Source organism: Rhodococcus sp. PvR044 (assembly GCF_040548995.1).
Lineage (GTDB): Bacteria > Actinomycetota > Actinomycetes > Mycobacteriales > Mycobacteriaceae > Rhodococcus_G > Rhodococcus_G oryzae.
In genome coordinates, this window is the sequence record NZ_JBEPSX010000003.1 from 333896 (window position 1) to 358940 (window position 25045).

General features: G+C 65.9%; 29 protein-coding genes and 1 tRNA gene. 23 read left to right on the forward strand and 7 right to left on the reverse strand.

All coding sequences use genetic code 11. From position 1 onward, the window contains the following. Positions 1-24 precede the first annotated feature (24 nt). The 4 genes from ABIC28_RS10145 (at position 25) to ABIC28_RS10160 (ending at position 4759) form a co-directional block, all read left to right on the forward strand. Positions 25-228: a cold-shock protein gene (locus ABIC28_RS10145; RefSeq protein ID WP_005248460.1), complete on the forward strand. Its 204-nt coding sequence runs from the start codon at positions 25-27 to the stop codon at positions 226-228. A 141-nt stretch (positions 229-369) separates the two neighbouring features. Beyond that, positions 370-954 carry a hypothetical protein gene (locus tag ABIC28_RS10150; RefSeq protein WP_097212865.1) on the forward strand — a complete coding sequence of 195 codons (585 nt, stop codon included), beginning with the start codon at positions 370-372 and terminating at the stop codon, positions 952-954. 101 nt (positions 955-1055) lie between these two features. Continuing rightward, the gene (gene topA / locus ABIC28_RS10155; protein ID WP_097212866.1) at positions 1056-3980 is read left to right on the forward strand and encodes a type I DNA topoisomerase; all 2925 of its coding nucleotides are present in this window, start codon (positions 1056-1058) and stop codon (positions 3978-3980) included. A 29-nt stretch (positions 3981-4009) separates the two neighbouring features. Continuing rightward, positions 4010-4759, forward strand: a complete 750-nt coding sequence (locus ABIC28_RS10160; protein ID WP_097212867.1) for a helix-turn-helix domain-containing protein — start codon at positions 4010-4012, stop codon at positions 4757-4759. Here ABIC28_RS10160 and ABIC28_RS10165 read toward each other — a convergent pair. After that, a complete protein-coding gene (locus ABIC28_RS10165) occupies positions 4696-5085 on the reverse strand; it encodes a VOC family protein (protein ID WP_097212868.1) in 390 nt (129 codons plus the stop codon). The genes ABIC28_RS10160 and ABIC28_RS10165 overlap by 64 nt on opposite strands. A 91-nt stretch (positions 5086-5176) precedes the next feature. Here ABIC28_RS10165 and ABIC28_RS10170 point away from each other — a divergent pair, with 91 nt between their 5' ends. Together ABIC28_RS10170 and ABIC28_RS10175 are read left to right on the forward strand one after the other, a co-directional pair. Further along, positions 5177-6370: a DNA polymerase III subunit delta' gene (locus ABIC28_RS10170; RefSeq protein WP_097212869.1), complete on the forward strand. Its 1194-nt coding sequence runs from the start codon at positions 5177-5179 to the stop codon at positions 6368-6370. A 69-nt stretch (positions 6371-6439) separates the two neighbouring features. Beyond that, positions 6440-6515, forward strand: a tRNA-Thr gene (locus ABIC28_RS10175). 65 nt (positions 6516-6580) lie between these two features. Here ABIC28_RS10175 and ABIC28_RS10180 read toward each other — a convergent pair. Together ABIC28_RS10180 and ABIC28_RS10185 are read right to left on the reverse strand one after the other, a co-directional pair. Further along, positions 6581-7840 carry a tyrosine-type recombinase/integrase gene (locus ABIC28_RS10180; RefSeq protein ID WP_354578663.1) on the reverse strand — a complete coding sequence of 420 codons (1260 nt, stop codon included), beginning with the start codon at positions 7838-7840 and terminating at the stop codon, positions 6581-6583. Then, entirely contained in the window at positions 7837-8520 is a 684-nt protein-coding gene (locus ABIC28_RS10185) for a hypothetical protein (protein WP_354578665.1), read from the reverse strand. The genes ABIC28_RS10180 and ABIC28_RS10185 overlap by 4 nt, the downstream gene beginning before the upstream one ends. A gap of 110 nt (positions 8521-8630) precedes the next feature. Here ABIC28_RS10185 and ABIC28_RS10190 point away from each other — a divergent pair, with 110 nt between their 5' ends. The 12 genes from ABIC28_RS10190 to ABIC28_RS10245 all read left to right on the forward strand — a co-directional run bounded on the left by ABIC28_RS10190 (position 8631) and on the right by ABIC28_RS10245 (position 19051). Then, positions 8631-8873: a hypothetical protein gene (locus ABIC28_RS10190; protein WP_354578667.1), complete on the forward strand. Its 243-nt coding sequence runs from the start codon at positions 8631-8633 to the stop codon at positions 8871-8873. Between the two features lie 98 nt (positions 8874-8971). Further along, positions 8972-9265: a hypothetical protein gene (locus tag ABIC28_RS10195; protein WP_354578669.1), complete on the forward strand. Its 294-nt coding sequence runs from the start codon at positions 8972-8974 to the stop codon at positions 9263-9265. After that, on the forward strand, positions 9262-9804 hold the full coding sequence (locus ABIC28_RS10200) for a DnaB-like helicase N-terminal domain-containing protein (RefSeq protein ID WP_354578671.1): 543 nt from the start codon (positions 9262-9264) through the stop codon (positions 9802-9804). Before ABIC28_RS10195 ends, ABIC28_RS10200 begins: the two co-directional genes overlap by 4 nt. A 148-nt stretch (positions 9805-9952) precedes the next feature. Beyond that, positions 9953-10201: a hypothetical protein gene (locus ABIC28_RS10205; RefSeq protein ID WP_354578673.1), complete on the forward strand. Its 249-nt coding sequence runs from the start codon at positions 9953-9955 to the stop codon at positions 10199-10201. A 1-nt stretch (position 10202) separates the two neighbouring features. After that, positions 10203-10583 (forward strand): DUF7426 family protein, encoded by a 381-nt coding sequence (locus ABIC28_RS10210; RefSeq protein ID WP_354578675.1) that lies wholly within the window; start codon positions 10203-10205, stop codon positions 10581-10583. Position 10584: 1 nt separating this feature from the next. Next, the gene (locus ABIC28_RS10215; RefSeq protein WP_354578677.1) at positions 10585-13863 is read left to right on the forward strand and encodes a phage tail tape measure protein; all 3279 of its coding nucleotides are present in this window, start codon (positions 10585-10587) and stop codon (positions 13861-13863) included. A 47-nt stretch (positions 13864-13910) separates the two neighbouring features. After that, a complete protein-coding gene (locus tag ABIC28_RS10220) occupies positions 13911-14237 on the forward strand; it encodes a hypothetical protein (protein WP_354578679.1) in 327 nt (108 codons plus the stop codon). A gap of 10 nt (positions 14238-14247) precedes the next feature. After that, positions 14248-15006 carry a hypothetical protein gene (locus ABIC28_RS10225; RefSeq protein ID WP_354578681.1) on the forward strand — a complete coding sequence of 253 codons (759 nt, stop codon included), beginning with the start codon at positions 14248-14250 and terminating at the stop codon, positions 15004-15006. A gap of 59 nt (positions 15007-15065) precedes the next feature. After that, positions 15066-15548, forward strand: a complete 483-nt coding sequence (locus ABIC28_RS10230; protein WP_354578683.1) for a hypothetical protein — start codon at positions 15066-15068, stop codon at positions 15546-15548. After that, positions 15545-17056, forward strand: coding sequence for a terminase large subunit domain-containing protein (locus ABIC28_RS10235; protein WP_354578685.1), 1512 nt, complete (start codon positions 15545-15547; stop codon positions 17054-17056). The genes ABIC28_RS10230 and ABIC28_RS10235 overlap by 4 nt, the downstream gene beginning before the upstream one ends. Positions 17057-17060: 4 nt before the next feature. Continuing rightward, positions 17061-17435, forward strand: coding sequence for a hypothetical protein (locus ABIC28_RS10240; RefSeq protein WP_354578687.1), 375 nt, complete (start codon positions 17061-17063; stop codon positions 17433-17435). A 329-nt stretch (positions 17436-17764) separates the two neighbouring features. Further along, positions 17765-19051: an AAA family ATPase gene (locus ABIC28_RS10245; RefSeq protein ID WP_354578689.1), complete on the forward strand. Its 1287-nt coding sequence runs from the start codon at positions 17765-17767 to the stop codon at positions 19049-19051. Here ABIC28_RS10245 and ABIC28_RS10250 read toward each other — a convergent pair. Further along, positions 19048-19500 (reverse strand): hypothetical protein, encoded by a 453-nt coding sequence (locus ABIC28_RS10250; protein ID WP_354578691.1) that lies wholly within the window; start codon positions 19498-19500, stop codon positions 19048-19050. The two genes, ABIC28_RS10245 and ABIC28_RS10250, sit on opposite strands and share 4 nt — an antisense overlap. Positions 19501-19684: 184 nt before the next feature. Between ABIC28_RS10250 and ABIC28_RS10255 the strand changes: the two genes are divergently transcribed. Continuing rightward, positions 19685-20458 (forward strand): hypothetical protein, encoded by a 774-nt coding sequence (locus tag ABIC28_RS10255; protein ID WP_354578693.1) that lies wholly within the window; start codon positions 19685-19687, stop codon positions 20456-20458. Positions 20459-20526: 68 nt separating this feature from the next. Then, a complete protein-coding gene (locus ABIC28_RS10260; protein ID WP_354578695.1) occupies positions 20527-20679 on the forward strand; it encodes a hypothetical protein in 153 nt (50 codons plus the stop codon). 600 nt (positions 20680-21279) lie between these two features. Here the strand turns inward: ABIC28_RS10260 and ABIC28_RS10265 are convergent. Next, complete coding sequence (locus ABIC28_RS10265) at positions 21280-21558, reverse strand: helix-turn-helix domain-containing protein (RefSeq protein WP_354578697.1); 279 nt, start codon at positions 21556-21558, stop codon at positions 21280-21282. Positions 21559-22080: 522 nt separating this feature from the next. On the opposite strand from ABIC28_RS10265, the gene ABIC28_RS10270 reads away from it, so the two are divergent. Beyond that, positions 22081-22266 (forward strand): hypothetical protein, encoded by a 186-nt coding sequence (locus tag ABIC28_RS10270; protein ID WP_097212870.1) that lies wholly within the window; start codon positions 22081-22083, stop codon positions 22264-22266. A 12-nt stretch (positions 22267-22278) separates the two neighbouring features. Here the strand turns inward: ABIC28_RS10270 and ABIC28_RS10275 are convergent, their stop codons facing one another. Continuing rightward, entirely contained in the window at positions 22279-23094 is an 816-nt protein-coding gene (locus tag ABIC28_RS10275) for an MBL fold metallo-hydrolase (RefSeq protein ID WP_257017580.1), read from the reverse strand. Positions 23095-23217: 123 nt separating this feature from the next. Here ABIC28_RS10275 and ABIC28_RS10280 point away from each other — a divergent pair, with 123 nt between their 5' ends. Together ABIC28_RS10280 and ABIC28_RS10285 are read left to right on the forward strand one after the other, a co-directional pair. Further along, positions 23218-23853 carry a TetR family transcriptional regulator gene (locus tag ABIC28_RS10280; RefSeq protein WP_097212871.1) on the forward strand — a complete coding sequence of 212 codons (636 nt, stop codon included), beginning with the start codon at positions 23218-23220 and terminating at the stop codon, positions 23851-23853. 39 nt (positions 23854-23892) lie between these two features. Beyond that, positions 23893-24579, forward strand: coding sequence for an EthD domain-containing protein (locus tag ABIC28_RS10285; RefSeq protein ID WP_097212872.1), 687 nt, complete (start codon positions 23893-23895; stop codon positions 24577-24579). Here the strand turns inward: ABIC28_RS10285 and ABIC28_RS10290 are convergent. Continuing rightward, entirely contained in the window at positions 24569-24934 is a 366-nt protein-coding gene (locus ABIC28_RS10290) for a PH domain-containing protein (protein ID WP_077043026.1), read from the reverse strand. The genes ABIC28_RS10285 and ABIC28_RS10290 overlap by 11 nt on opposite strands. Between the last annotated feature and the right edge of the window lie 111 nt (positions 24935-25045).

The window sequence follows — 25045 nt, forward strand, 5'->3', positions numbered from 1 at the left end:
GGTGTTAGAAAGTGAAGGAAAAGCATGGCACAGGGCACTGTGAAGTGGTTCAACGCGGAGAAGGGCTTTGGATTCATCGCCCCCGAGGACGGCTCCGCTGACGTCTTCGTCCACTACTCCGAGATTCAGGGCAGCGGGTTCCGCACGCTCGAGGAGAACCAGCGCGTCGAGTTCGAGGTCGGTCAGGGCACCAAGGGTCCCCAGGCCACCGGCGTTCGCGCGGTCTGATTCATTCGTTCCTCGAGACGGATCAACTCGTCCCCCACCACCGTGAGGTGGTGGGGGACGAGTCGTTTCCCGCCCGGCGCCGCGCGTGGTCCCGCCGTGTCAGCGCGGCCCGAGCGGCCGGATCTGTCCTACTGTCCTCTTGTGAACCAGCTGTCCTTCTTCTCCGCGGAGGCGGTGCCGCCCGCGGTATCGGACCTGAGCGGTCTGCTGGCCGCGCAGGGGCAGGTCTCCGTCGCCGCCGGCCGGGCCAGGGTCTCGGTGGTCGTCGACGCCTCGTGGCGGGCGGACGCCGTCGCCGAGTTGATCGAGGAGGCCGGCCTGGCCGCCGAGATCACCCGCTCCGACGAGGGCAGCCCGCTGGTCCGCACCGCATCGGTACCCGAGTTGGCCGCGCTCGCCGCTCAGTGGACCAAGGGTGCGGTCAAGGCCGTGCCGGTGGGCTGGATCCCGGACTCGCGTGCCCTGCGGGCCTGGGTGCTGGCCGCGGGCAGGTCCGAGGGTGAGGGCGATCGGTTCGTGCTCGGGCTGGACCCGCACGCCCCGGACACCCACCCGATCCTCGCCCAATCGCTGATGCGGGCCGGGATCGCGCCCACCCTCATCGGCACCCGCGGAGCGGGCCCCGGGCTCCGGATCGTGGGGCACAAGCGGCTGATGCGGCTGGTCGAGAACATCGGTCAGGCCCCTGACCGGCAGGAGGCGCGAGAGGCCTGGCCGCAGGTGTAGAACAGTCGACACGGGATTGATCTGCAAGGATGGTCTCGCGGTGTGTCACTCTGTTACTGAAGTGATCGCCGATTCGAGTCGAGGAAGGTGCAGGCAGCAAGGTGGCAGCTCGGGAGAAGGACACGGCGGGCGACAGCCCCGCCACAGCCGACCAGACGCGCCGTCTCGTGATCGTCGAGTCGCCGACCAAGGCCAGGAAAATTGCCCCCTACCTGGGCAAGAACTACGTCGTCGAGGCCTCGGTCGGTCACATTCGCGACCTCCCGCGGGGCGCGGCGGACGTGCCCGCCAAGTACAAGGGCGAGTCGTGGGCCCGGCTCGGCGTCAACGTCGACCACGACTTCGAGCCGCTCTACGTGGTGAGCCCGGACAAGAAGACCAAGGTCGCCGAGCTCAAGAGCCTGCTCAAGGACGCCGACGAGCTCTACCTCGCCACTGACCCTGACCGCGAGGGCGAGGCCATCGCCTGGCACCTGCTCGAGACCCTCAAGCCGAAGATCCCGGTCCGCCGGATGGTCTTCCACGAGATCACCAAGCCGGCCATCCTGGCGGCCGCGCAGGACACCCGCGACCTCGACCAGGACCTGGTGGACGCGCAGGAGACCAGGCGCATCCTCGACCGCCTCTACGGCTACGAGGTCAGTCCGGTGCTGTGGAAGAAGGTCATGCCGAAGCTTTCGGCAGGCCGCGTGCAGTCGGTGGCGACGCGCGTCATCGTGCAGCGCGAACGCGAGCGGATGGCCTTCCGGTCCGCCGAGTACTGGGACATCTCCGCCACCCTGGACGCGGGCGCCGAGGCGAATCCGCGCAGCTTCGGGGCGCGCCTGGTCAGCGTCGACGGCAGCCGCGTCGCCGCGGGCCGCGACTTCGGGGCAGACGGCCAGCTGAAGTCGACCGGCGTCACGGTGCTGGACGAGGGCTACGCCCGTCGCCTCGCCGAGGCGCTGCACGGCACCGATCTCACCGTCTCGTCTGCCGAGGACAAGCCGTACACCCGCAAGCCGTACGCGCCGTTCATGACCTCGACGCTGCAGCAGGAGGCGGCACGCAAACTGCGCTTCACGTCCGAGCGCACCATGCGGACCGCGCAGCGGCTGTACGAGAACGGCCACATCACCTACATGCGTACCGACTCGACGACGCTGTCGGCGTCGGCGATCGCCGCGGCAAGGGCGCAGGCCACCGAGCTGTACGGCGCCGAGTACGTCAGCCCGTCGCCGCGGCAGTACACCCGCAAGGTGAAGAACGCGCAGGAGGCGCACGAGGCGATCCGTCCCGCGGGTGACGTCTTCGCCACCCCGGGGCAGCTGCACTCGCAGCTGGCCGCCGACGAGTTCAAGCTCTACGAGCTGATCTGGCAGCGCACCGTCGCCTCGCAGATGGCCGACGCGCGCGGCACCACCCTGACGCTGCGGATCACCGGCACCGCGGGCACCGGCGAGGAGTGCACCTTCTCCGCGTCCGGCCGCACCATCACGTTCGCCGGCTTCCTCAAGGCCTACGTCGAGAGCGTCGACGAGGAGGCGGGCGGCCAGTCCGACGACGCCGAGTCGCGGCTGCCCGTGCTCGTCGCCGGGCAGGCGGTCACCGCCACCAAGCTGGATCCGGACGGTCACACCACGAACCCGCCCGCCCGCTACACCGAGGCCAGCCTGATCAAGACCCTCGAGGAGCTGGGAATCGGTCGCCCGTCGACGTATTCGTCGATCATCAAGACGATCCTGGACCGCGGCTACGTCTACAAGCGCGGCAGTGCCCTGGTGCCGTCGTGGGTGGCGTTCGCCGTGATCGGGCTGCTGGAGGCGCATTTCGGCCGGCTGGTCGACTTCGACTTCACCGCGGGCATGGAGGATGATCTCGACGAGATCGCCGGTGGCCGCGAGCAGCGCGGGAACTGGTTGTCCAGCTTCTACTTCGGCGGGGAGCGCGGCGCCGAGGGCTCGGTCGCCCGCTCTGGCGGTCTGAAGAAGATGGTCGGCACCAATCTCGAGGACATCGACGCCCGCGAGGTGAACTCGATCCGGTTGTTCGCCGATTCCGAGGGCCGCGATGTCGTGGTGCGGGTCGGCCGGTTCGGGCCGTATCTCGAGCGGATGGTCGCTGATCCCTCCGGAGAGGGCGGCCCCGATGCGAATCTTGTTTCGCAGCGCGCAAACCTGCCCGACGACCTGCCCCCGGACGAGCTGTCGCCCGAGTACGCGGAGAAGCTGTTCGCCACCCCGCAGGACGGTCGCAAGCTCGGCGTCGACCCGCTCACCGGGCACGAGATCGTCGCGAAGGAGGGGCGTTTCGGTCCGTACGTGACCGAGATCCTGCCCGAGCCGGAACCCGAACCCGAGCCGGACATCGTGCCGGTGACGGCCGAGGGGGAGGGTGCCGTCACCACCAAGGCGCCCGCGAAGAAGGCCGCCGCGAAGAAGACCGCCAAGAAGGCCGCCGGCCCGAAGCCGCGGACCGGCTCGCTGCTCAAGTCCATGGATGTGGCGACCGTGACGCTCGAGGACGCGCTGCGGCTGCTCTCGCTGCCGCGCGTGGTCGGCATCGACCCGGAGTCGAAGGAAGAGATCACCGCGCAGAACGGGCGCTACGGCCCGTACCTGAAGAAGGGCACCGATTCTCGTTCGCTGGAGAACGAGGAGCAGATGTTCACGGTGACCCTCGAGGACGCCCTGAAGATCTACGCGGAGCCCAAGCGCCGGGGCCGCACGGGTGCGGCGACCCCGCCGCTGCGTGAGCTCGGCAACGACTCGGCGACGGACAAGCCGATGGTGATCAAGGACGGCCGCTTCGGCCCCTACGTCACCGACGGCGAGACGAACGCGAGCCTGCGCAAGGACGACGATGTCGCGACCATCACCGACGAGCGTGCCTCGGAGCTGCTCGCCGACCGGCGTGCGCGTGGCCCGGTGAAGAAGAAGGCGGCCGCGAAGAAGGCGCCTGCCAAGAAGGCGGCGGCGAAGAAGACCGCGGCCAAGAAGGCGCCCGCCAAGGCGGCTGCGAAGAAGGCCGCCGCGAAGAAGTCCTGACCGGTCCACACTGAGGTGGTGTAGACGAGGTGGCGTATCGGGAACTGCGAGCGGAAGTTCCGGGAGCGGTCGCCTGGTCGGTGACGTCGGATCCGCCAGGCCGGTCGAGGCCGGACGAGGGCGCCCTGGTGCTGCCCGACGGGTGCATGGATCTGATCTGGCACGAGCGCGGGCTGCTGGTGGCCGGTCCGGACACCCGGGCGCACCGCACCACGGCCGCGGGTAGCAGGGCGATCGGTCTGCGGTTCGCGCCAGGCGTCGGACCGCACGTGTTCGGTGTCCGCGCCGACGAGCTGCGAGACGTGCGGGTGCCGCTGGAGCAGCTGTGGCCGGATGCGATGGTGCGCAGCCTCTTCCATGCCGCCGAGCCGGATCCGCTGCGGGCGATCAGTGCGGCGGCACGCGACCGTCTCGGCGGGATCGGGCGTCCCGTCGAGACCGCGATCGCGGCGCAGCTGGCGCGCGGCGTCACGGTGGCGCAGGTCGCCGCGAGCCTGGGCTGGAGCGAACGCCGCCTACATCGAAAGTCCTTGTCCGCATACGGGTACGGCCCGAAGACGCTGGCCCGGGTGCTCCGCTTCGACCGCGCGCTCGGGCTCGCCCGAGGGGGCATCCCGCTCGCGCGGGTCGCGGCGGATTCCGGGTTCAGCGATCAGGCGCACCTGGCCAGGGAGGTCCGGGCGCTGGCGGGGACCTCCCTGACCGGGCTGCTCGGTCAGCCGGGCAGTGCCGCGAACAGTTCGATGCCGTGGCCGTCCGGGTCCCTGACGACCGCGTAGCGCTGTCCCCAGAACGCGTCCCACGGCTTCGATTCACCGGTGCACCCGGCCTCGGTGAGCTCGGTGTACTTGGCGTCGACGGCCTCGGGCGTGCCGCAGTCGAAGGCCAGCGACGGGCCACCGGTCCCGGGGGTGAAGTCGGGGGCGAAGCCGCGGATGACCTCGAGGGTGTCCCAGCCCACCCGCAGGCCGCCCGGCAGGGTGATCTCGTGGTGTTGCTCCTGGCCGGGATCGGCGGGCAGGTCGAGGCCGAGGCGTCGGTAGATGTCGAAGGAGCGGGGCAGGTCCGCGACGGCGAGACCGATCATGGAGAGCTGTGGCGTCATGCCCGCGACGGTAGTTCCCCGCGGTCCGGACGGTCTTGAACGTTTCGGACGCCCGCCCGGCGGCGTCGGACCCGCCCGATAGGCTCGGCCCGTGGCGGGAGTATTCGATCGACTGGTCGGCCAGGAGCATGTCGAGATGGAGCTGACCGGTGCCGCGAGGGCGGCACGGGGCGGCGCCGCCTCGGCAGGTTCGCTGATGACGCACTCCTGGCTGTTCACCGGGCCGCCCGGCTCCGGGCGCTCCGTCGCGGCGCTGTGCTTCGCCGCCGCGCTGCAGTGCACCGACGAGGGCGAGCCCGGGTGCGGGCGATGCCATGCCTGCACCACCACGATGGCGGGCACCCACGGCGATGTGCGTCGGGTGATCCCCGAGGGCCTGAGCATCAGCGTCGCGGAGATGCGCGGCATCGTGCAGACCGCGTCGCGTCGCCCCAGCACCGGGCGCTGGCAGGTTGTGGTAATCGAGGACGCGGACCGGTTGACCGAGGGCGCGGCCAACGCGCTGCTCAAGGTCGTCGAGGAGCCGCCGGCGCGGACCGTCTTCCTCCTGTGCGCCCCCTCGGTGGACCCGCAGGACATCTCGGTGACGCTGCGGTCCCGGTGCAGGCACGTGGCGCTGGTGACCCCGTCGGTGGAGGCGATCGCCGGGGTGCTGCGCGAGCGCGATCAGCTCGACGCCGAGACCGCACTGCTGGCCGCTTCGATCAGTGGCGGCCACGTCGGCCGGGCCCGACGGCTGGCGACGGACGAGGAGGCGCGGGCGCGCCGCGGCCAGGCGCTGGGCATCGCGTCTGCCGCGACCCGGCCTGCCACCGGATACGCGGCGGCTGACGAGCTGGTCCGGGCGGCGGAGGCCGAGGCCAAGGAGATGAGCGCGGCCCGCGACGAACGCGAGACCGAGGAACTGCGCACCGCCCTCGGCGCGGGCGGTACCGGCAAGGGCGCGGCGGGCGCGCTGCGCGGCTCGGCCGGCGCCCTCAAGGACCTCGAGCGCAGGCAGAAGTCGCGGGCCACCAGGACCGGCCGCGACAGCCTCGACCGTGCCCTGATGGACCTGGCCGGGCTCTACCGGGACGCGTTGGCGGTCGCGCTGGGGTCGGGGGCACAGCCGAACCACCCGGACAAGGCGGACCAGGTCAGGAAGATGGCCGCGGCGGGCAGCCCCGAGGCGCTGCTGCGGTGTGTGGAGGCGGTGCTGGAGTGCCGCGAGGCACTCTCGATCAACGTCAAGCCCCGGTTCGCGGTGGCGTCCATGGTCGCCAAGCTGGGTGCCGAGCTGAAGTAGCGGGGCCCGTTTTCGCATCCGCGGGGTGAGCCGCTAGACTCCCTCTGGCTCGACCGCGAGGTCGGGCACGCCGCCTTAGCTCAGTCGGTAGAGCATTTCACTCGTAATGAAAAGGTCAAGAGTTCGATTCTCTTAGGCGGCTCCACGAGGAAGCCCCTCTCACCTGGTCAAACAGGAGAGAGGGGCTTCTTTGCGTTCGGGGGTCGAGACTCAGACGGCGTGAAGTGGTCTTGATGTGGTCTTACTTCGCGCTGAACGCTCGGCAGAGGACTCAGCTGCAGCGACATCGAGAGCGGCCCCGAGAGCATCGGCAGCGGCATGCGCAGCCTCTGGCGTGAGATGCCCGTATAGGTCCGCTGTGATGGATACCTGGGAGTGACGCAGGGTCTTGGAGACCAGCGCAAGCGGAACACCGTTGGTGAGCATCAACGTGGCCGCCAGGTGCCTCAGATCGTGGAGCCGGCAGTCTGGCAGGCCAGCACCGCGGGAGAGGGCACGGAATCGCTTCAGCACCCACTCAGGCCGCAGCATCGCCCCGTCTTCGCGGCAGAACACCAGATCTGCGTTCTCATACCCTGCCCCCCACTTCGCACGGTCGCGGGCCTGCCGCTGCTCCTGACGCTCAAGCGCGGCCACCACTCGGCTCGACAGCCCCACACCCGCAGCACTGCCGGCGGTCTTCGGGGCACCAACTACGAGCTTGCCGCCCACATCGCTCACGGCCTGCCGGATCCGCATAGACCGGGTGCCTAGGTCGATGTCTTGCCATCGCAGTGCGAGTGCCTCGCCGCGGCGTAGGCCGGTGCCGATGATCATCTCGAACAGGTTCGCCAGGCTGTCTGGCTCGCCGTCTGAGGACTGGCTCACGTGGTCAAGGAAGGTCACTGCCTGCTGGACTGTCCAAGGCTGCACCTCGGAGCGCTCAACACGGCTACTGGTGACATGCTCGGCAGGATTGTGGCTGAGGCGCTTGGTCTTGACTGCGTCGCTGAGGGCGGAGCGTAGGACGGCCAGTACCCGCTTGATAGTCGGGGCTCCGCGGCGTTCTGCCTCAAGGTGGGTGACGAACGCGACGACGTCTTCGTGTCGTAGCTGCTCGAGCCTCTTGGAGCCGAGGGCGGGCGTGATGCGCTTCTCGATGTACTCGCTATAGCTGTAGTGGGTGAGGGGCTTGAGAGTGCGCTTCTTGTCGACGAGCCAAGCGGAGAGGTACTGGCCAACAGTTTCGCGATCGTCGTTCTTGACGCTCGTGTCAATCCGCGCATTGACGTCTTTGAGTGCGCCCGCCGCGGCCCGCTTGGTCGGGAATCCTCCGCGTCGCATCACTTTCCGATTGCCGTTGGCGTCGGGGATATAGACGGCGAAGTTCCAGGTTCCGTGCTTGTCGTTGGTAGCGAGCTGCGGGCACTTCGCCCCTAGCGGTTTGCCGTCTTGCCGGCATCCGCACCGGCGGTAGATGCGACCGCTCATCGCCACTTCTCCTCTTCCTCAGGCGTATCGAGAAATCCGTAGGTGTCTTCAAGCCCTTCACGGCCAAGTGGCTGATGTCCGCGCTCGAGCATGCGTTTGCGGTGGTCTTCCAGCTGGGTTCGCGTATCGCGAAGGGCTTTCGATGCTTGGTCAACAAGTCGCTCGAGTACGGGGTTGGACGTGAAGGAAGGGTCTTCTTTCTGCCGGTTGTATTCATTGACGGTTCTGTCGAATTCCAACACCTCCTCACTCCAGGCACCGAAGAGATCTTCTTCGGTGCGCAGGTCCGCAAGGTGTTGGTTCCGGTTGTTCTCCAGCTCGAAATCTGCGGAGTCCTCACGGGAATGCAGTGGCGAGGCGTAGACGCCCTCAAACCACTTCAGCGCGCCCCATGACGTTCCTTCAAGTCCAGGTAGCACCTCGACCGAACCCGCAGGGATGTCCGGGTAGATGAGCAGAACAGGGGCGACGTTGAGGGCCGCGGCGATGACGATCAGCTCGGTGACGTCGATGCGGTTTCGTCGGCCAGTTTCGAGGTCTGAGATGCGCGAGCGGGCGACGCGATAGCCAACCTTTTCGGTCATGTCCGAGAGCCATTGAGCCGATCGGGCTCCGCGGTGGGTGCGGATCGCCTGTGCGATGCGCTGTGTGGTCTCGGTGGACCATGAGGGCTGCGTCATAAAACGCAGACTACGCGGTTCTTGCGTAAATCGGAACACTGTGCAACGCTTGCTGTGTTCAACGCAACAGGAAGCACAGGCTGAGTGATTTAACGCAAAGGAGAGGGAAGATGTCTGCCACAGTTGCCCGCAAACAGAAGCGAGACCTGGCCGAAGCGGGTTTGACCGTTCCGCTCTGGCCAACTGCCGGACAGGCGGTGGGGGTCAGCAAGAGCCATGCCTATGCGCTCGCTCGCCGTGGCGAGTTTCCAGTTCGGGTGCTCAGGCTCGGGGCTGCCTACCGGGTAGTGACAGCAGAGCTCCAGGCATTGCTGGGGCTGCCTACCGATGAAGTGCGCGGTGGTGCCGCGTGAGTGAAGTGACCCAGGGAAAGAAGAAGGCCCCGGCAGGTGCGCCAACACCTATTCGCCGAGGCCCGGAATCCGTCCACATCACTGAAACGAGATTCGCTATGAACGAGACTACCGCACCAGCGGAAGGCGTGATCAGCTTCGTCCGCGATGTAGCCGAGATACCCGCCGATGACGGTTCGGTGAGCATCGAGGCTCAGGTGGCTGCCAATGAAGACGGAACGGTCAGCCGACTAATCGTCATCTGCGGTCGGGGCGTATTGGCCGAGGATGTGCCTGCCCTGCTCGCCGGTATAGCCGCGGCGTTCGATGCGATTGCAGCCAGCCCCCCTGCTGCTGCAACCGCGATGAAGGTCGCCCCGATGGACAGCTCGGCTCCATTGGAGGTCGCGTGACCAACAGCCTTAGTGTCGTCGCCCCGCTGGCGTCAGTCCAATCACAGGCCGAAACCCTATTCCTCGGCGCCCTGCTCGTTTCGTCTCCGAAAGCCGTTGCAGCAGTGTTGGTTTCAGTTGACGATGACGACCTCGAAGACTGGGCCGTGCGGGAGATTCTCGGCGTAGTCCGAACGCTGCATGCTGCAGGTCGCCCATGTGACGCCGTGACCGTAGAGGCGGAATTGCGCCGTATCGGTGGCGTCACAACTGACCACGCAGCGAAGCGATCCAAGCGGCTGATGGATGCCGTCACTTCAGGTGCTTCGGACCTGGCGTTGCTCGAGTACGCCAGCGCGGTAGTGGCTGAGGCGTACCGGCGCCGCTACCGCGCTCTTGCCGCCGGCCTGGCTGGTTTCGCCGAGACGCAGCCGGAGACAGAGCTACTGCCCTACCTCGTTCTTGCGGGCACCCAGTGCCGCAGCCACTCCGAGCGCCTCTCCCGCCTGAGGGGCGATTCACCCACCATTTCCAGCTCAGTAGCCCAGGAGGCTTCATGACCACAACTCACTTCGCTGTCGTTCGAGACAAGCGGAAGGCGCCCAGTCGACGCTGCATCGGCGACCACGGCTCACGTTGCGCGCAGTTGACGCGGCACAAGTCTCAGCGTTGCCCGTCGCATCGTGGCCTCGAGGCGCGGGGGACCGCATGACCCAACACGACATGGACGCAGTGGCCCCGCCCAGCTACGGCGACCTCGAGAACCTGCTCTCGCTCGTCAGCGACGGCGACACACACGGAACTCGGACGTTGCTCTCGTCGCTTCCGAATCCCGAATTCGCTGCAGTCACCAAGGCGGTGCTCGAAACACGGCAGCACCACCACGAAATCTACGAGTCCATCCTGCGGCTGATCGCCCTCGAAGCGGTTACGCGAATCAACAGCAAGGAGAACTGACGTGCTCAAGGATCTCGACACGTTCTTCGACCCGGACCTGCATCTGCCGATCCGCGGCAAGACGTACCGCGTCACCGCGCCCACGGCGGACGAGTTCGAGCATGTGCAGGAACTCGCGATATCAGACAGCATCCCGGCGGCCGAGCAAACCGCAGAGGCGATCAAAGTCCTCGGCGATGCATACGGAGAGATGAAGGCTGACGGGATTCCGTGGCCGATGATCCTGCACGCCGGCCGCACCGCCATCCTGCACTTCGGTTTCACGCCGGACATGGCCGAAGTGCACTGGCAGATGACGCATCTCGGGCGCCTCGTGGACCTGGATCAGATCGCCGAGACCCTCGCTGCAGCGCAGTCAAAGCGCAAGCGAAAGGGGGCCTGAGATGGCCCTCGACGTGGGAACGCTCGTTGCGTACCTGACCCTCGATGACTCCAGATTCGTCGAGGGTGTGCGTGAAGCTGAGCAGCAGGGGAGGAAGGCCGGCGCCAGGGTTGAGACCTCGTTCGCCGACGCTTCCCGTAGCGCCGACAAGCTGGGGCGCTCGGCTTCGGATGCAGGCCGCGATGTCGGGAAACTCGGCCGCGGCGCATCCGATGTGGACAAGGTCGGTCAGTCGGCGAAGCGCTCCGCCGACGACGTTGGGAGGATCAGTCAGGCCGCACAGGGTGCTTCACAGAAGCTCACCGGGCTCGCTGGCCAGGTGTCAGAACGCGCTGGTGCGGGTGGTGGTGGGGCCTTCGTCTCCGGGTTCGCCTCCAAGCTGGGTGATCTTGGCGGCAAGGGTGGCCCAATCGCCGCTTCGCTGGTCGGGGTCACGGCGGTCGGGCTGATGGCTGGTGCAGTGCTGATGAAGGCCATCAACGATGGGATGCAGCGTGAGGTCCAGCTCGATCTGACGCAGGCCAAGCTCGGTGTCGACGAAGCGACGATGCGCCGGATCGGTGACGCAGCCGGCCGCGCCTACTCCAACGCCTTCGGTGAATCGTTCGAAGCCAACCTCGACACCGCCAGGGCGGCAGCCAAGGCGGGACTCCTCGACACGGACGCCAGCGCCGCGGAGATGCAGACCGTCATCGAGCAGCTGGACGGTGTCGCCAAGGTCATGGAAATCGATATCCCGCAGGCGGCGAAGACTGCCGGCCTGATGGTCAAGACCGGCCTCGCCAAGAACGGCACCGAGGCATTCGACCTCCTCACGTTCGGTGCGCAGAGGGTCGAGACCGAGGTCGGTGACATCGCGGACGTGTTCGGGCAGAAGTCCGCCACGCTCACTCAGTTCGGTCTCACCGGGCAGGAAGCGATGGGCATGTTCGCTCAGGCGATTGATGCCGGCGCACCTTCAGCCGACTACCTCGTCGGCGCACTCGAGGAACTGGCAGGCAACGCGGGTGACTCCGCCGACACCTTCGCCGAGCTGGGCCTCAATGGCGACGAGATGGCCGAGCGCCTGACCGGTGGCGGCAAGCGTGCCGCTGAGGGCCTCGACATGCTGCTCGACAAGCTGCGTGACCCGGAGCTGAGCCCCAAGGCGCGATCCATCGCGTTCACTCAGCTGTTCGGCGAAGAAGCCACAGCGATGCAAGAAGCCCTCATGGCGGTCGACGTATCCAGCGCGACCGCGGATCTGGACAACTTCGCGGGCACCGCCAAGCGTGCTGTCGACGCGATGGGTGACAACCCGGCGAATCAGATGGAGAAGGCGCGCCGATCCATCGAAACCTCAGCTGACGCCATCGAAATGGCGCTCGGGCAGGCTTTCGGGCCGGCGCTCGGGGATGTCGCTGAATGGGTCGGGGCGAACAAACCGGAGATCATCGGGTTCTTCACGGGTCTCGCTGATGCCGGGTTCGCGACGCTCGACGCGGTCCTCGGGTTCTCGTCGGGTGCGCTGCGAGCCTGGGCGTTCTTCGCAGAAGGTGTCGGCAGTTCGGTAGGCCAGATCGTCCATTTCCTGGCTGGTCTCGTCGAGGCTCAGGCGAACGTGCTGGACCTGATCCCCGGCATGGGTGGTCAGGCCGACGACTTCCACGGGATCGCCGACAGCATGCAATCGTTCGCCAACGGCGCGCAGACCGCGGGCGACAAAGCCCGCGGCCTCGCGGATGTGATCGACGCTGGCCGACCGAAGTTGCAGGGGATGCGCGATGACGTCCGCGCGGCTGGCGAGGCGGCGCAGAACTCCGAGGTCATGATGCGTGCGCTCGGTGACGGTGTGACTGTCATTCCTGGCGAGAAGGACATCACGATCACCGACAACAGCCCCGAGGCGATCCAGAGGCTCGAGGCGCTCGGTTTCAAGGTTGAGACCACTCCCAGCGGCATCAAGGTCACGGCGAATACTGGCCCGGCTGAGGAAATCATGACCGATTACCTCAACCGCGAGCGGGCGATGACTGTCTGGGTCGACATCAAGAAGCGTCGCGATGCAGCTGGTGTGCCGTCCGATTTCGTTGGACCCGCAATCCAGGATGTGGCGCCCAACGCTGACGGCAACATCCACGAGTCAGGGCCGGCGTCGATCCGGCAGGGCCAAGGCCGCGGCATCTACCAGTGGGCCGAAGCTGAGACCGGCTGGGAAGCGTTCATCCCCGGTGCGGCCTCGAAGCGCCCACGCGCCGAGCGCATCCTGCAGGAGGTCGCGGATCGCTTCGGCTTCGGCCTGGTGAAGATGGCCGACGGCGGCATCAACGGTGATGCAGCGGTCGCGTTCGCCAAGTCCAAGGACAACCTCCCGTACTCCTACGGCGGTGCGGGCGGCGACAACTGGGACTGCTCTGGCTACATGTCCGGCATCTTCAACAAGCTGACCGGCGGCAGTACCCGCTTCACCACGGACTCCGACTTCGCGTCGATGGGTTGGGCGCCGGGCTATGACCCGGACGGCTTCTCCATCGGCACCAATGGAGGGTCCGGCGAGAACGGGCACATGGCCGGCACGCTGTTCGGCACGAATGTGGAGTCCGGTTCCGCGAATGGTGTGCAGTACGGCGGCCCCGCGTTGGGTGCGCAGGACTTCCCGATGGTCTGGCATTGGCCGGGCGCATCCGGCGGCGACAATCCGTCGACGGAAGAACTGGCGCAGGCGGATCGGATGGTTGAGGACGCCCTCGCCGCGGAACTCAATGCCAGTGGCCCGAGTAAGGCGGATGCCACCAAACGCCGTCAGATGCTCGAGCAGCAGCGCGACAAGCTCAAGGGCGGCGCGGCAGGCACTACCGATTCGGGTGTGTCGTTGTCGACGGATGGTCAGCGGGTGTTTGTCACCAACTGGCCGTCCGGTGCTTCGACGGAGCTGACCGCATCCAAGCCCGCACCTGCACCGTCAGGTGGGGGTGGTGGCCGCAGTGCGGCACCTGCACCGGCCACGTCGTTCACAGCCCCGCCGACGCCGCAGCAACGGCTCTCCGACTGGGCGCAACAGGCCGGACCCGACCTCGCCGAATCGTGGGGCATCCCCAAACCCGGCGGCGTCCTCGGCGCCCTGCTGTCACCCGAAACCGGGCAGGCAGCAGCGCAAACCCTCGCCGGCATCACCGCGCAGTTGCAGCAGCTCATCGACAACCCGCCGGTCCAAGAGGTCTACAACGTCACCGACATCGACGAGGCATTGCGGAAACGCGACGCCAACCGTGCCGCAAAGACGTTGACCTGGACCCGATGACCCATCCAGCGAAACCACAGCAGCACAACAACACCCAGGAGAACACCATGGCAAGCAATCCCGAACAGGCACACCCGGCCTGCGGAACCCACTACGACACCGAGACGGGCGACTACGTCATGCGGGGCGGCGCGAGGCTCACGCCGCAGGGCATCTACCTCGACCCCGATGGCAAGAAGTCCCACGGCTCCGCAAGGTTCCGCATCCGCGCCAATGACGGCGCCCTGGCGAATGCGGTTCCCCCGCAGGACGGGGCCAACCCGCAGCCCCTCCCGCCACTGGTCCCGCAGGGGCCGGGCTGGCCGACTGCGCCGGAGAGCTTCGGTTGGCCGAACCTCGAGAACCCCAACTCCATCTACGACCAGCACAACTAAGGAGACCGCCGTGAACACCATCAAGGATCTGCAGAAGAAGGCTCGCGAGCTCAAGCAGGAGCGCCAGTCCAAGCTCGACGAGGTCGTGGCGAAGGCCAAGGCGGACGTGCTGATGACGCCCAGCGAGCGGGCTGAGCACGTCGCGAGCTGGCGGAAGGAATACACCCGGCGCTACGCACCGCAGTTCGCAGCGATCAAGGAGGAGGCTGCTGCGGTCGCCCGCGAGACCCAGCGCCAGGCCGCGAAGGCACGCCCTCAGTTCGACCCGAACAACTCGGCAGACCTTGTGCGCACCGAGCAGGCGTGGCGGAATGTGGTTCTGCCTCAGCTGGAGAAGGGTCGCAGCCTCAAGGCCGCTCTCCGTAATGCGGACGCCGATGCGGTCCTTGGCGCCGAGCGTTTCGCTCCCGCTTGGATGCAGGCAAACCTGCCCGGTCAGAACGCCAGCGGCCTGGCCGGCATGCAGATCGAGGTCCAGAAGGTGCCGGGCCGCGACGGCGGGAAACTCGTCAGCGCGGACAAGGCGGTCGACACCTCCGCCGTGGCGCGAGCCGTGGCCGGTCGCTTCGCTGAGCTCGCCGACCCCGAGGGCGGAGCAGCTATCGCATCGGCGATCACGCTCGACTCCGTCCTGCCCGCATTCGATCGCTACATCGACGCCCTCGATAGCGGCAACGGCGGCGGACTCGACACGGCGATCGGTTTGGAATTGGCCCTGAGCCAGGGCGCCGGCGGCGACGAACCCGACGCAGGCGAGGACGCAGCGTAGCGACTCCCCATGGCGGCCCCAGTCTCCCGAGACTGGGGCCGCCCCGGAAGGACCACCACATGACTCGAAACATCGTCAGCCAAGGCCCCGCCCGCGGCTACTCCTGGGAACCCTTCAAGCCGGGAAACTACGTCGCGAAGAAGCACGGAGCACATTCCGACCGCGTGATCGTCCCTCTCGCAGCCGAAATCGCGAACGCCGTGTGCCAGTCACGCCCGGACCTGCAAGCCCCTGAGATGCAGCCTGCGGTCCTCGCGTATGCACGCACTGAGGCTCAGCTTGAGGTGCTCACCGCGTACGTCGACGAGCACGGCGCTTTCACCGTGACCGGCGAGGTCAGCGCAGCCGAGAAGCATCGCCTCCGCATCGACACCCAGGCGGCAAACCATCGCTCCCGCCTCGGACTCGACCCGCTGTCCAAGGCACGCCTCGGCAAAGACATCGCCTCCACCCAGCTCGACCTTGCCCAGATCCTCACCCAGCAACGCGAAGAGGCAGAGAAGGCCTCGGCCACGCCACCCACCCTTGAGGGGGAGAATTGACCACCGCCCAAGCCATCACCGTCGAACTGTTCGCCGATCAACTCCTCGCGCAACCGCTCTGGGATCACCAGCTCGACTTCGCTCGCTCCCTCGCCCGCTACCGGGTGATGTGCGCCGGCCGCCAGGTCGGCAAGTCCCGCGTCCTCGCGGTCACAGCACTGCATGAGGCGTTCACCAAGCGAAACGCAACGGTCCTGCTCGTCTCCGCTGGCGAAACTGCGTCACGACGCCTGCTTGAGGAATGCGCCGCGATGGCCACCGCTTCGCCGCTGCTACGCGGATCTGTCCTTGACGACTCCAAGTCCCAGATCACGCTCTCCAACGGCTCGCGTCTGATTTCAGTACCCGCCTCCCAGAGGCAGATCCGCGGCTGGCCCGTTGACCTACTCATCATCGATGAGGCCGGATTCGTCGACCCCGAAATCTGGCGGGCCGCGGAACCGTCCGTCATCGCCCGCCGCGGCTCCCGCGTCATTCTGTCCTCGAGCCCCTGGGGGAGCGCCGACCACTTCTTCCGGCAGCTCTGGCGCCGCGGTACGACCAGCCCCGACGATCAGGTGCAGTCGTGGCATTGGCCGTCTTCGACATCGCCGATGGTCGACCAGCAGCTGCTCGCTGAGATTCAGGCCCGCGAGCCTGCCGACTACTTCTCCCGCGAGTACCTCGCCGAATGGACAGACGACGCAGGCGCCTACTTCACCACTGCCGAGCTCGAGGGCGCCGTCGCAGGGTATGAGTATCTCGGCGTCGGCCAGCTCCCCGCCAGCCGTCCTACTGTCGCTGGAGGCATCGACTGGGGCATGGCACGCGACGCCAACGCCCTCGTCATGCTCGGCGTTCTCGACGACTGCCGGGAAAACAACCGCGACGAACTGACCTACTTCATCCCGCACCTCGAAGCCCACTACCGGATGCCCTACGCCGACTTCATCAAACGAGTCGTAGAGGTAGCAGGCAAATACAGCACGATCCGCCTGGTATCCGAGACCAACGGCGTTGGCGCGTATCCGACTGAGAGCCTGCGCAGCACCATGAATGAGGACTGGCAGAAGCGGCGGAATGAATGGACCGGCCGGGATGGGTGGGTCGATTGGACGCCGACGATGGTCACCGGGGTCACCACCGACAATCGGCGAAAGGCATCCGGCTTTGGACAGCTCAAGGTACTGCTTCAACAAGGCCGCATCGTCCTCCCAAGGCATCCCGAGCTGCTCAAGCAGTTGCATGCACTCGAGTTCGAGCAACTGACCGCCGGGCAGATGCGCATCGCCGTGCCAGACAGAGCGGGACATGATGACCTCGCAATGGCCCTCATGCAGGCCATCTCGACCATCAACCCCTACAAGCCCTGGGGCGACTGGTATGCCCGCGAAGAGAGATTCCTGGCGACCGACACTGAGTGGCTGACGGCAGGCAACGGAACCAAGATTCCCGTGCGGCCCCAGTGCTGGCCGCTCCGCGAAGCACTTCAGCGGGCGCCCGGACGCGACAAGTCGGATGGATGGTGACGACATGACCAACCCGAACAAGACCAAGGGCGACCGCGCCGAGCGAGCAGTGCGGGACTTCCTGCGCACCAATGGCTTCCCGCACTGCGAACGCACCCGAGCTGGATACACGAGGGACGCTGGTGACCTTCACCCCGCGCCGGGCCTGACTGTGCAGGTCAAGGACCGTGCCGCGTACGCCTGGCCGGAATGGCTGCGACAGCTCAACGAGCAGAAGGACGAAGCCCGCGCCGACCACGCTCTGCTGGTCCTCAAGCGCCGCGGACTGGGGGATCCGGGGGAGTGGCTGGCCGTGATGCCTCTCGCCCAGATGGCTGAGCTACTTCGCGCCGCCGGCTACGGACACGACATCGAACACGACGCGCAGGAGGCCGAATAGTGTTGAAAGACAGCGTTCACCATGGAATCATGGGCGTGTCGAGAACCGCACGGTACGAGACCTGAGACCCGCACGGGACCAGCGTTCACCCCATCCCCTTCGCAGAGCCTCTAAGGAACTCCCGTGCCTCTCAACCCTCGGACGGGTCTACCCGTCAAACCTGCCTCAGTCCGTGAAGGCGCCAGCCGCGCCGACTGCACCACCCGGACGATTCACAACTACTTCAACCGGGGACTTCTCACCCGATACCGCAGAGGCGGGCGCGTCTTCGTCGACCTCAACGAAGTCGACAGCCTCCTGGTCGCCGACATCCGTGACGGTGGTGCCGCATGAGCAACCCCGCGCAAGGGGAAAGGCCCCTCGGGACCATCGAGGAGCCTTTCGATGAGACCAACTGCCACCAAGCTGCTGACTCTGCATCCAATGCTAACGCAGAGCAGGGACAATGGCAGGGAAGCGACGATCCCTACGGCGATGTGCCGCACATCGCGGAAGTGGTTGCGCTCGAGCGCCGCGATCTTCACGAAATCCAGGTACAAGGCGAACTTTCCAAACTTCTCGTGAGAGAAGAAGCTCGGAGTCGACTACTGGCGCTGAAGAATGCCTCGACTCTCGCGTCCATCACACCGCCGGTCTCCCTGACTGACTTCCTGGCGATTCCCGATGAAGACGCGAAGTACCGAATCGATGAGCTCTTCCCCGTCGGCGGCCGCATCATGCTTTCTGCGCAGTTCAAAGCCGGCAAGACCACCCTCGTTGGGAACCTGATCCGGTCTCTCGTTGATGGAGACCCGTTTCTCGGCAAGTTCGCGACAGAACCGGTCGGGCAAGTCACCCTTCTCGACAACGAGCTCGACCAACGAACGCTCAGAGGTTGGCTCCGCGACCAGGGCATCAAGAACGTGCAGGCAGTCAAGGTGCTATCCATGCGCGGCAGGGTCGGCAGCTTCAACATCCTCGACTCCGATGTCCGAGCACGGTGGGCCGAAGTCTTGGCGGGAACCAACTTCCTTGTTCTCGACGTACTTCGCCCGGTTCTCGACGCGATTGGGCTTGACGAGAACCGTGATGCCGGACGGTTTCTCGTCGCGTTCGACTCGCTGCTCGCCGAGGCTGGAATCGACGAGGCCGCTGTCATCCACCACATGGGCCACAGTGGCGAGCGTGCACGCGGGGATTCGCGCCTCCAGGATTGGCCCGACGCGATCTGGCGCCTCGTTCGCCAGAATGAAGAGCCCAACTCCGCCCGCTACTTCTCCGCCTTCGGCCGCGACGTAGATGTGACCGAAGGTCAACTGACCTACGACGTGCGCAACCGAAACCTCACCTACGCCAGCGGGAGTCGGAAAGAAGCTGTCGACTCCGTAGCCGAGGCGGCAGCACTCCCAGACATTCTCGGATTCGTTCGCCAGAATCCAAACTCGAGCGGCCGCGACATCATCGCCGCGGTGACCAAGCAAGGCCACTCACAGAAGGTTGCTCGCGCAGCACTCAAGTCCGCCGCCTCAGACGGACATGTTGTGACGCGCCCCGGTCCACGAGGTGCGCTGCTGCATGCACTTGCCGAGGCCGGCGACCCACAACGGCTCGACCGCGATGGTTTCGTGCTCACCTAGCAATTTTCGTGGACCCAGGACCCATTCATGAAGGCCCACGTTGCAGGCTTCATCTTCCCCTTGCCGTCGAATGACTTAACAACGACAGTCGCCACGGTGCCGTTCACGGTGATCAGATACTCCTCCGGCCCCGAGAAGTCGCGTCCCTTGTAGCCCTCGCCGACCAGGGCAACGAAGTCCTCCCTTGGTGTCGCGAGCTGGCATCGTGGCGAACTGAAGTCGTAAACACCCGACCAATCGCCTTTCTGGATGAACGCATACTGATCAGCCAGGGTCTGACGTAGCCCTGCCTCGCTCGCGGGATCGATCGCCGGCGTTCCTGTAGGCCCTGGCGCGGAGATGACAGCATCACCCGGGCTACCAGCAGGACCCGTCTCGCTTGACTCCTCCACACTCGAGGTGCAGCCAGCCAGCAGCAAAGCGCCCGCACCGAGGGTCACGATCAGCATCCGATTCATGATGAATGCATAGCAGACGAACCGGATGGTCAGGAGCTGGCGCGGAATCGGCGAAGTCGACGAATCCGTCGTCTATTGTGATGCGTCGATTGTGTGACTCTGTGTCGAAAATGGGGGTTCCGTGCCGGGGGTTTCGAACAACGAGCCTGCCCAGTTTGTCCATCCCAGGTGGATTGTGAACGGGGAGGCCTTCTGGACGCCGGCCGCATGCACTGTCGCTTCCGTTCCGCTCGGCATCTACACCTCCGACGAGTTCTCAGACCATCAGACCAACCTCCGATTCCTATGGCTAGTCATCGGGTTGGCGCTCATCGCTTTCGCGATCTACGCATCCTTCGCCAAGCGCACGACTGAAGCCCGGCAGGCACAGGCCAAAGCGGAGGCCGAAGAGAAAGACCCGTGGCGACTTGAGAACTTCGTCCAGTTCTTTGAAACGCCCGTGATCCAGCTGGCGGCCGAGTCGTTCGCCTGTTGGGTTGAGTGCATCCCCCGCCACAACCTTCGCGAGTTGCGAATGGAAATCATGGCGGCAGTGGCGAACTCAGTGGGGCGATCCGGCTCACTAGGGACGCGGGCGAACCTCTTCGAGTTCGACACAGACATCGCACCCGTCGAACTTGTAAGCACCGAGTACTTCAAGGGCCGCGGCAACAGATCGGTCAGTAGCTTCCGCCCGTCCGACCCCACCTTCCGTGCAACGCTGTCCAATAAGCCACGGTTCGAGCCGATTGTCGGCAATGGATACGAGTACGAGACGTACATGACGATGCCGATCGTCGCGGGCCCGAACATGTTCTACGGAACACTCACGGTCGACGCACTCAAGTCCGGGGAGCTCAACGAAGAGCAGGACCTTCCCATCATGCGCTACTGGGCCGCTCTCCTGGCAGTGACCTACGCTCTCGAAGGTTTCAAGCCAGTTGACGGCCATCTGGGATCGCCGAACTGATACTGTCTAGTTGTGTCTAGACATGTCGGGAATGTCAAGCTTTCGGGCCATCTGAGGAGGGGGCAGGCATGAAGAACTCCAAAGCTCGCGATGCGCAGGAAGCGCGTCAGACTGAGATTCTGCGTCTCATCAAGCAGGACCCAGACGCCTACTTCTCGAGCGTTCGTCGTTCAGACTTCGGCTTCCAGCCATCCAAGAAGAAGTCAGACAAGGCCAAGTAGCCCGTACCTGACCGCTTGAAAGGCCCCCGAGCAACTGCTCGGGGGCCTTTCGCGTCAGGCTAGCCATCCGCGATACGCGGCGATGTTCCTGCAGGTCAACACATGGTCGCGATGCAAACCCCCAGGAAGGCGCTCGGCGCACCGATCGAGTGGATAAGATGGATGACGAACGGGGTTCCCCCCTCTGCCAGCTGTTAGATGATCGGCCGTCTGAAAGCGGGGGCATTGGGGCCCCGTTCGTCGTCTCACCGGTGCTGGTCACCGCGCACAGCGACCTGCAGGAGCGCGGCAGCTCAGCAGCGTGCCAGAAGACTGCAGGTGCCCGGGCACAACCCCTCACCGAATCCGACGACCGGGCCGCACTCGACATCACCTTCCAGCCCGCGGCACCGGTTGTCGCCGACCCTGCCGGACTCACCAAGGGAAGCCGCCGACGCCTTTCGCGAGGGAGTGCGGCCGAGGCTGTCGGTGATGTCGGCAGTGCCGACCCCATCGTCGAGCCGTCAGCGCGTAGCATCGCATGTGAATAGGACGTCATCCTCTGCAAGCCGTTAAATGATCGGCCGTCAGAACGCGGGGGCGGGCGTCCTATTCATATTCCTAGCGCTCCTGCGTTTCGTGGGCAGACCTGCCGGATTCCACCGCACCTGCACCCTGATCGACCACAACCTCGAATAGATCCTCAAACGACAACATGGGGAACGCAGTCAGCAGGCCGGCGATGAACTTCTCGCCCGGGTCCATGAACCCGTTGAGGGTGCGGGAGAGGGTGGATCGCTCCATGCCCATTGCGTCGGCGAGCTTCTGCTGAGTGTCCAGGCCCGACAGCTTCCGGTACTTGGCGAGCTGCCCCTGCCTGAGCTTGATCGTCGAGGACATCAGACCAAGGCCTCCTCACACGCGATCCTCTTCAAGTGCTGACGCTACTCGGAGCAACGCACTCACTAAGTCAAGGTTCCATCCAGTGAGTGCGTCAGTGCGTTCTTCTATATACGCACTGACGCACTAACACACTGGAATGCGAGCGGGTCAACACACTGCCAACGCACTGCAACGCACTAACGCGCTGGGAAAGAAGAGAGCGAAGAGGGATGCGCCGTCGATCGGCCCCTGTTTGTAGCAATGTTTGTAGGAACGATGCGCACGCGTGAGCCTGTGGTCTTGATGTGGTCTTGGACTGCGCAGTGTTGCTGCATGCGGCATGAACTACGCGCACGAGATTGGCTGGTTTACCAGGCGTGTTGCAACTCGAAAGACTATGTGCGACAGACTGTTTGTCACTCGTAATGAAAAGGTCAAGAGTTCGATTCTCTTAGGCGGCTCCACTCGAAAGGCCCCTCACCCGCACCCGCGGGAGAGGGGCCTTTCGAGTTTTGCGCGAGAGTGCGGGAGACTCCTCGCATGACCTCCACCGAACCCGAGCCGACGAAGTCCACCCGCGCATGTCGCCGCGTCGTGACGGGGGCCGTGGTGGGCGCACTCATCGCGCTCGGGTTCGTCGTCGTCAACCGGTTCCGGGCCCGGCCGCCGGTCACCCAGACCCTCTGGGATGCCGACCCGATCGGCCCGGACGACCTCGCCGGATAGCCGGAAACGCGCTCAGTCGGTGACGGCGGCCAGCGCCTCGAACTCGCTCGCGTCGTGCGCGCAGATGATGGTGACCTCGTCGCCGTGGGCGGCGTGCAGCTCGCGGAGCCTGCCCTGGTTGGCGATTCGCGACCGGCGATCCATCTCCATCAGGACCTGTGTCGCCCGCAGGCCAGGCGGGCACGAGGGCGGGGTCAGCTTCTCGTCGGCGAAGTAGTAGCCGTCGCCCGCGTGCAGGTACCAGCCGCCGCCGGGACGACGCACCGCCACCGCGCTGTGCCCGAAGGTGTGTCCACGCAGTGGAATCAGCAGCACGTCCTCGCTGACCGCCTGCACCGATTCGAACCCGAACCACCGGTCACCGCCCGGACGGTGCTCGACCCAGGTCGGATCGTGCGCCCACTGCTTCGCGCTGTACCGCGTCTTGTCGAGCAGGGTTGGCCGTGCGCGGGCGGTCGCGAGCTCGTCGGCGTGTACGTGCACGCGCGCCCACGGAAAGTCGCCGAGGCCGCCCGCGTGGTCGCCGTCCAGATGGGTGACCACGATGTCGCGGACATCCGACGGGTCGTAGCCGAGCGCGCGCACCTGGGCGATTGCGGTGAGCGCGAGGTCCATCCTGGCGCCGACCGACATCACGAACGGCCGGCCCAGCCGGCCGATCGGATCGGCGACGTCGGCCGTGCCGAAGCCCGTGTCCACCAGCGTCAGGCCGTCGGGTCCCTCGACCAGCAGGCAGTGCGCGACCAGGCGAGACGGGGCGAGGCCGGGCACGAGGCCGGCGCTGGGGCACATCGTCGCGCAGCTGAGGTGGTGGATGCGATGGCTCACGGGGGACCACTCTCCGGCCTGGGTGTGCTCGGCGCAACCGCGGGCCCAAGGACTTAAGTAGTCAGACTTAAAGAATAAGTATCAGGCATTGACCTCGGTGATGTGTGACCCTACCTTTGAGCGGTGAAGGTCGGGGAAGGGCTGCGGGAGGGATCGGCTCCGCACGCCATCATGCGTGCCGCGGAGGTGCTGATCGCCGAGGCCGGGATCGACGTCCCGCTGCAGGACATCGCCCGCGCGGCGGGTCAGCGCAACAAGTCGGCGGTGCAGTACCACTTCGGTTCCCGCGACGGCCTGATCGCCGCGATCGTCGAGTATCACCTCCGCGGGCTGGAATTCCGGCGGATGGAGCTGCTCGCCGAGTGCGAGGGTGCGCCAGGGGGCGAAGACATCCGGGCACTGCTGACGGTGCTGGCGCTTCCCCTCGTAGAGGTGGTCGATCAGCCGGGATCGACGCATTTCGCCCGGTTCTTCGAGCGCGTGCGCCACCACCGCTCCGTCGCGGACGAGATGAACCTGGACGGCGACAGTCGGCCGACCGTCCGCATCGTCATGTCGCGGCTCGATCACCTGATCGGCGATCTGCCCGCCGTCGCTCGCCGGTACCGGCTCGAGTCACTGGCGACTGTCCTGCTCGCATTGATCGCCGACTACGAACGGATGTCCGACGCCGACCACCGCGGCCGGCCGGAACCCGACGACGTGATCGACCTGCTCGTCGGATTGCTCACTGCGGCCCATTCGTCCACGACGGGCTAGGCCAACGCCGGAATGCCAGGCCACGGAAAGGATTCGACGATGAAGTTGATGTACGCCCTGTGGGGGTCGCGATTGCAGGAGGCGTTGTTCGCGGAGCGTCTCCGCGAGCAACTGGCCGCGCTCGGCGCCACCAGGCTCCAGGTCAACATCGCCGACGCCGACGTCGCTCCCGCCCAGCTTCGTCTCACGACCTATGAGCAGCCGGTGGGTGCGATCGTCAGCGTCTGGATTCCAGACGAATTCGCGGCCGTCACCGGCCTCCTCACGGCGGCGGCCGACCGGGTCGCGGGATGGGTGGTCGACGAACGGACGCCGATCCCGCCTCCGGAGTCGGACAACGGAGTTCGCGCCGACGCCCTCGCCGGTCTCGCGCTGTTGCGGATACCCGCGGGCATGGATCGGTCGGAATGGCTCCGCCGCTGGCAGGATGACCACACCACAGTGGCGATCGAGACCCAGGCCACGTTCGGCTACGTGCAGAACACCGTGATCGAGACGCTCACCGCCGACGCTCGCGCCGACGCCCTTGTCGAAGAACTGTTCCCGATGGCCGCGATGACCGATCCGCACGCGTTCTACGGGAGCGGCGGGGACGACGCGGAGCTCGGGCGCCGGGTGTCACGAATGATCGAGAGCACGTCCACGTTCGGCGCGAGCACCGACGTGGACGTGATCCCCACGAGCCGATATGTGTACGACCTGACCGGAGTTCGGCCTACCGGGTGATCTGCTCGAGGATCACCCGGTGCACGTGCTGCGCCTTTTCGATGCCGCGGAAGTCGGCTTCATAGGTCTGCTGGCCGATGTCCACGGCAATGCTGCTCGACGAGAAGAAATGTCCGGCCCATGATTTGTTGCTGAGAAAGGACACCGACCGGACATTCTTGTACGGAATGGACGTGATCGCGGTTCGGCTGCCGACGAAGCTCTTGTCCTGAATGACGAGGCGAAGATTGGTCAGTCCCATGAATCCGGTGCCCGCACCGATGCAGTCGTAGACGGCAATGATCGTCTCGCCCGCGAGAATCGCCTGTTGTACCTGCTTGAGTTGTTCGGACTTGTCGAATATCGGTTCGGTCATGTCTGTCTCCTTGTCGCTGCCGCACGTCTCGCAGTCTCAGGAGCCGACGTCGGAGGCCCTCGACGGTAGCGATCCCGGCGTCGGTGCCCGTGCTTTCGGATCAGGCGAAAT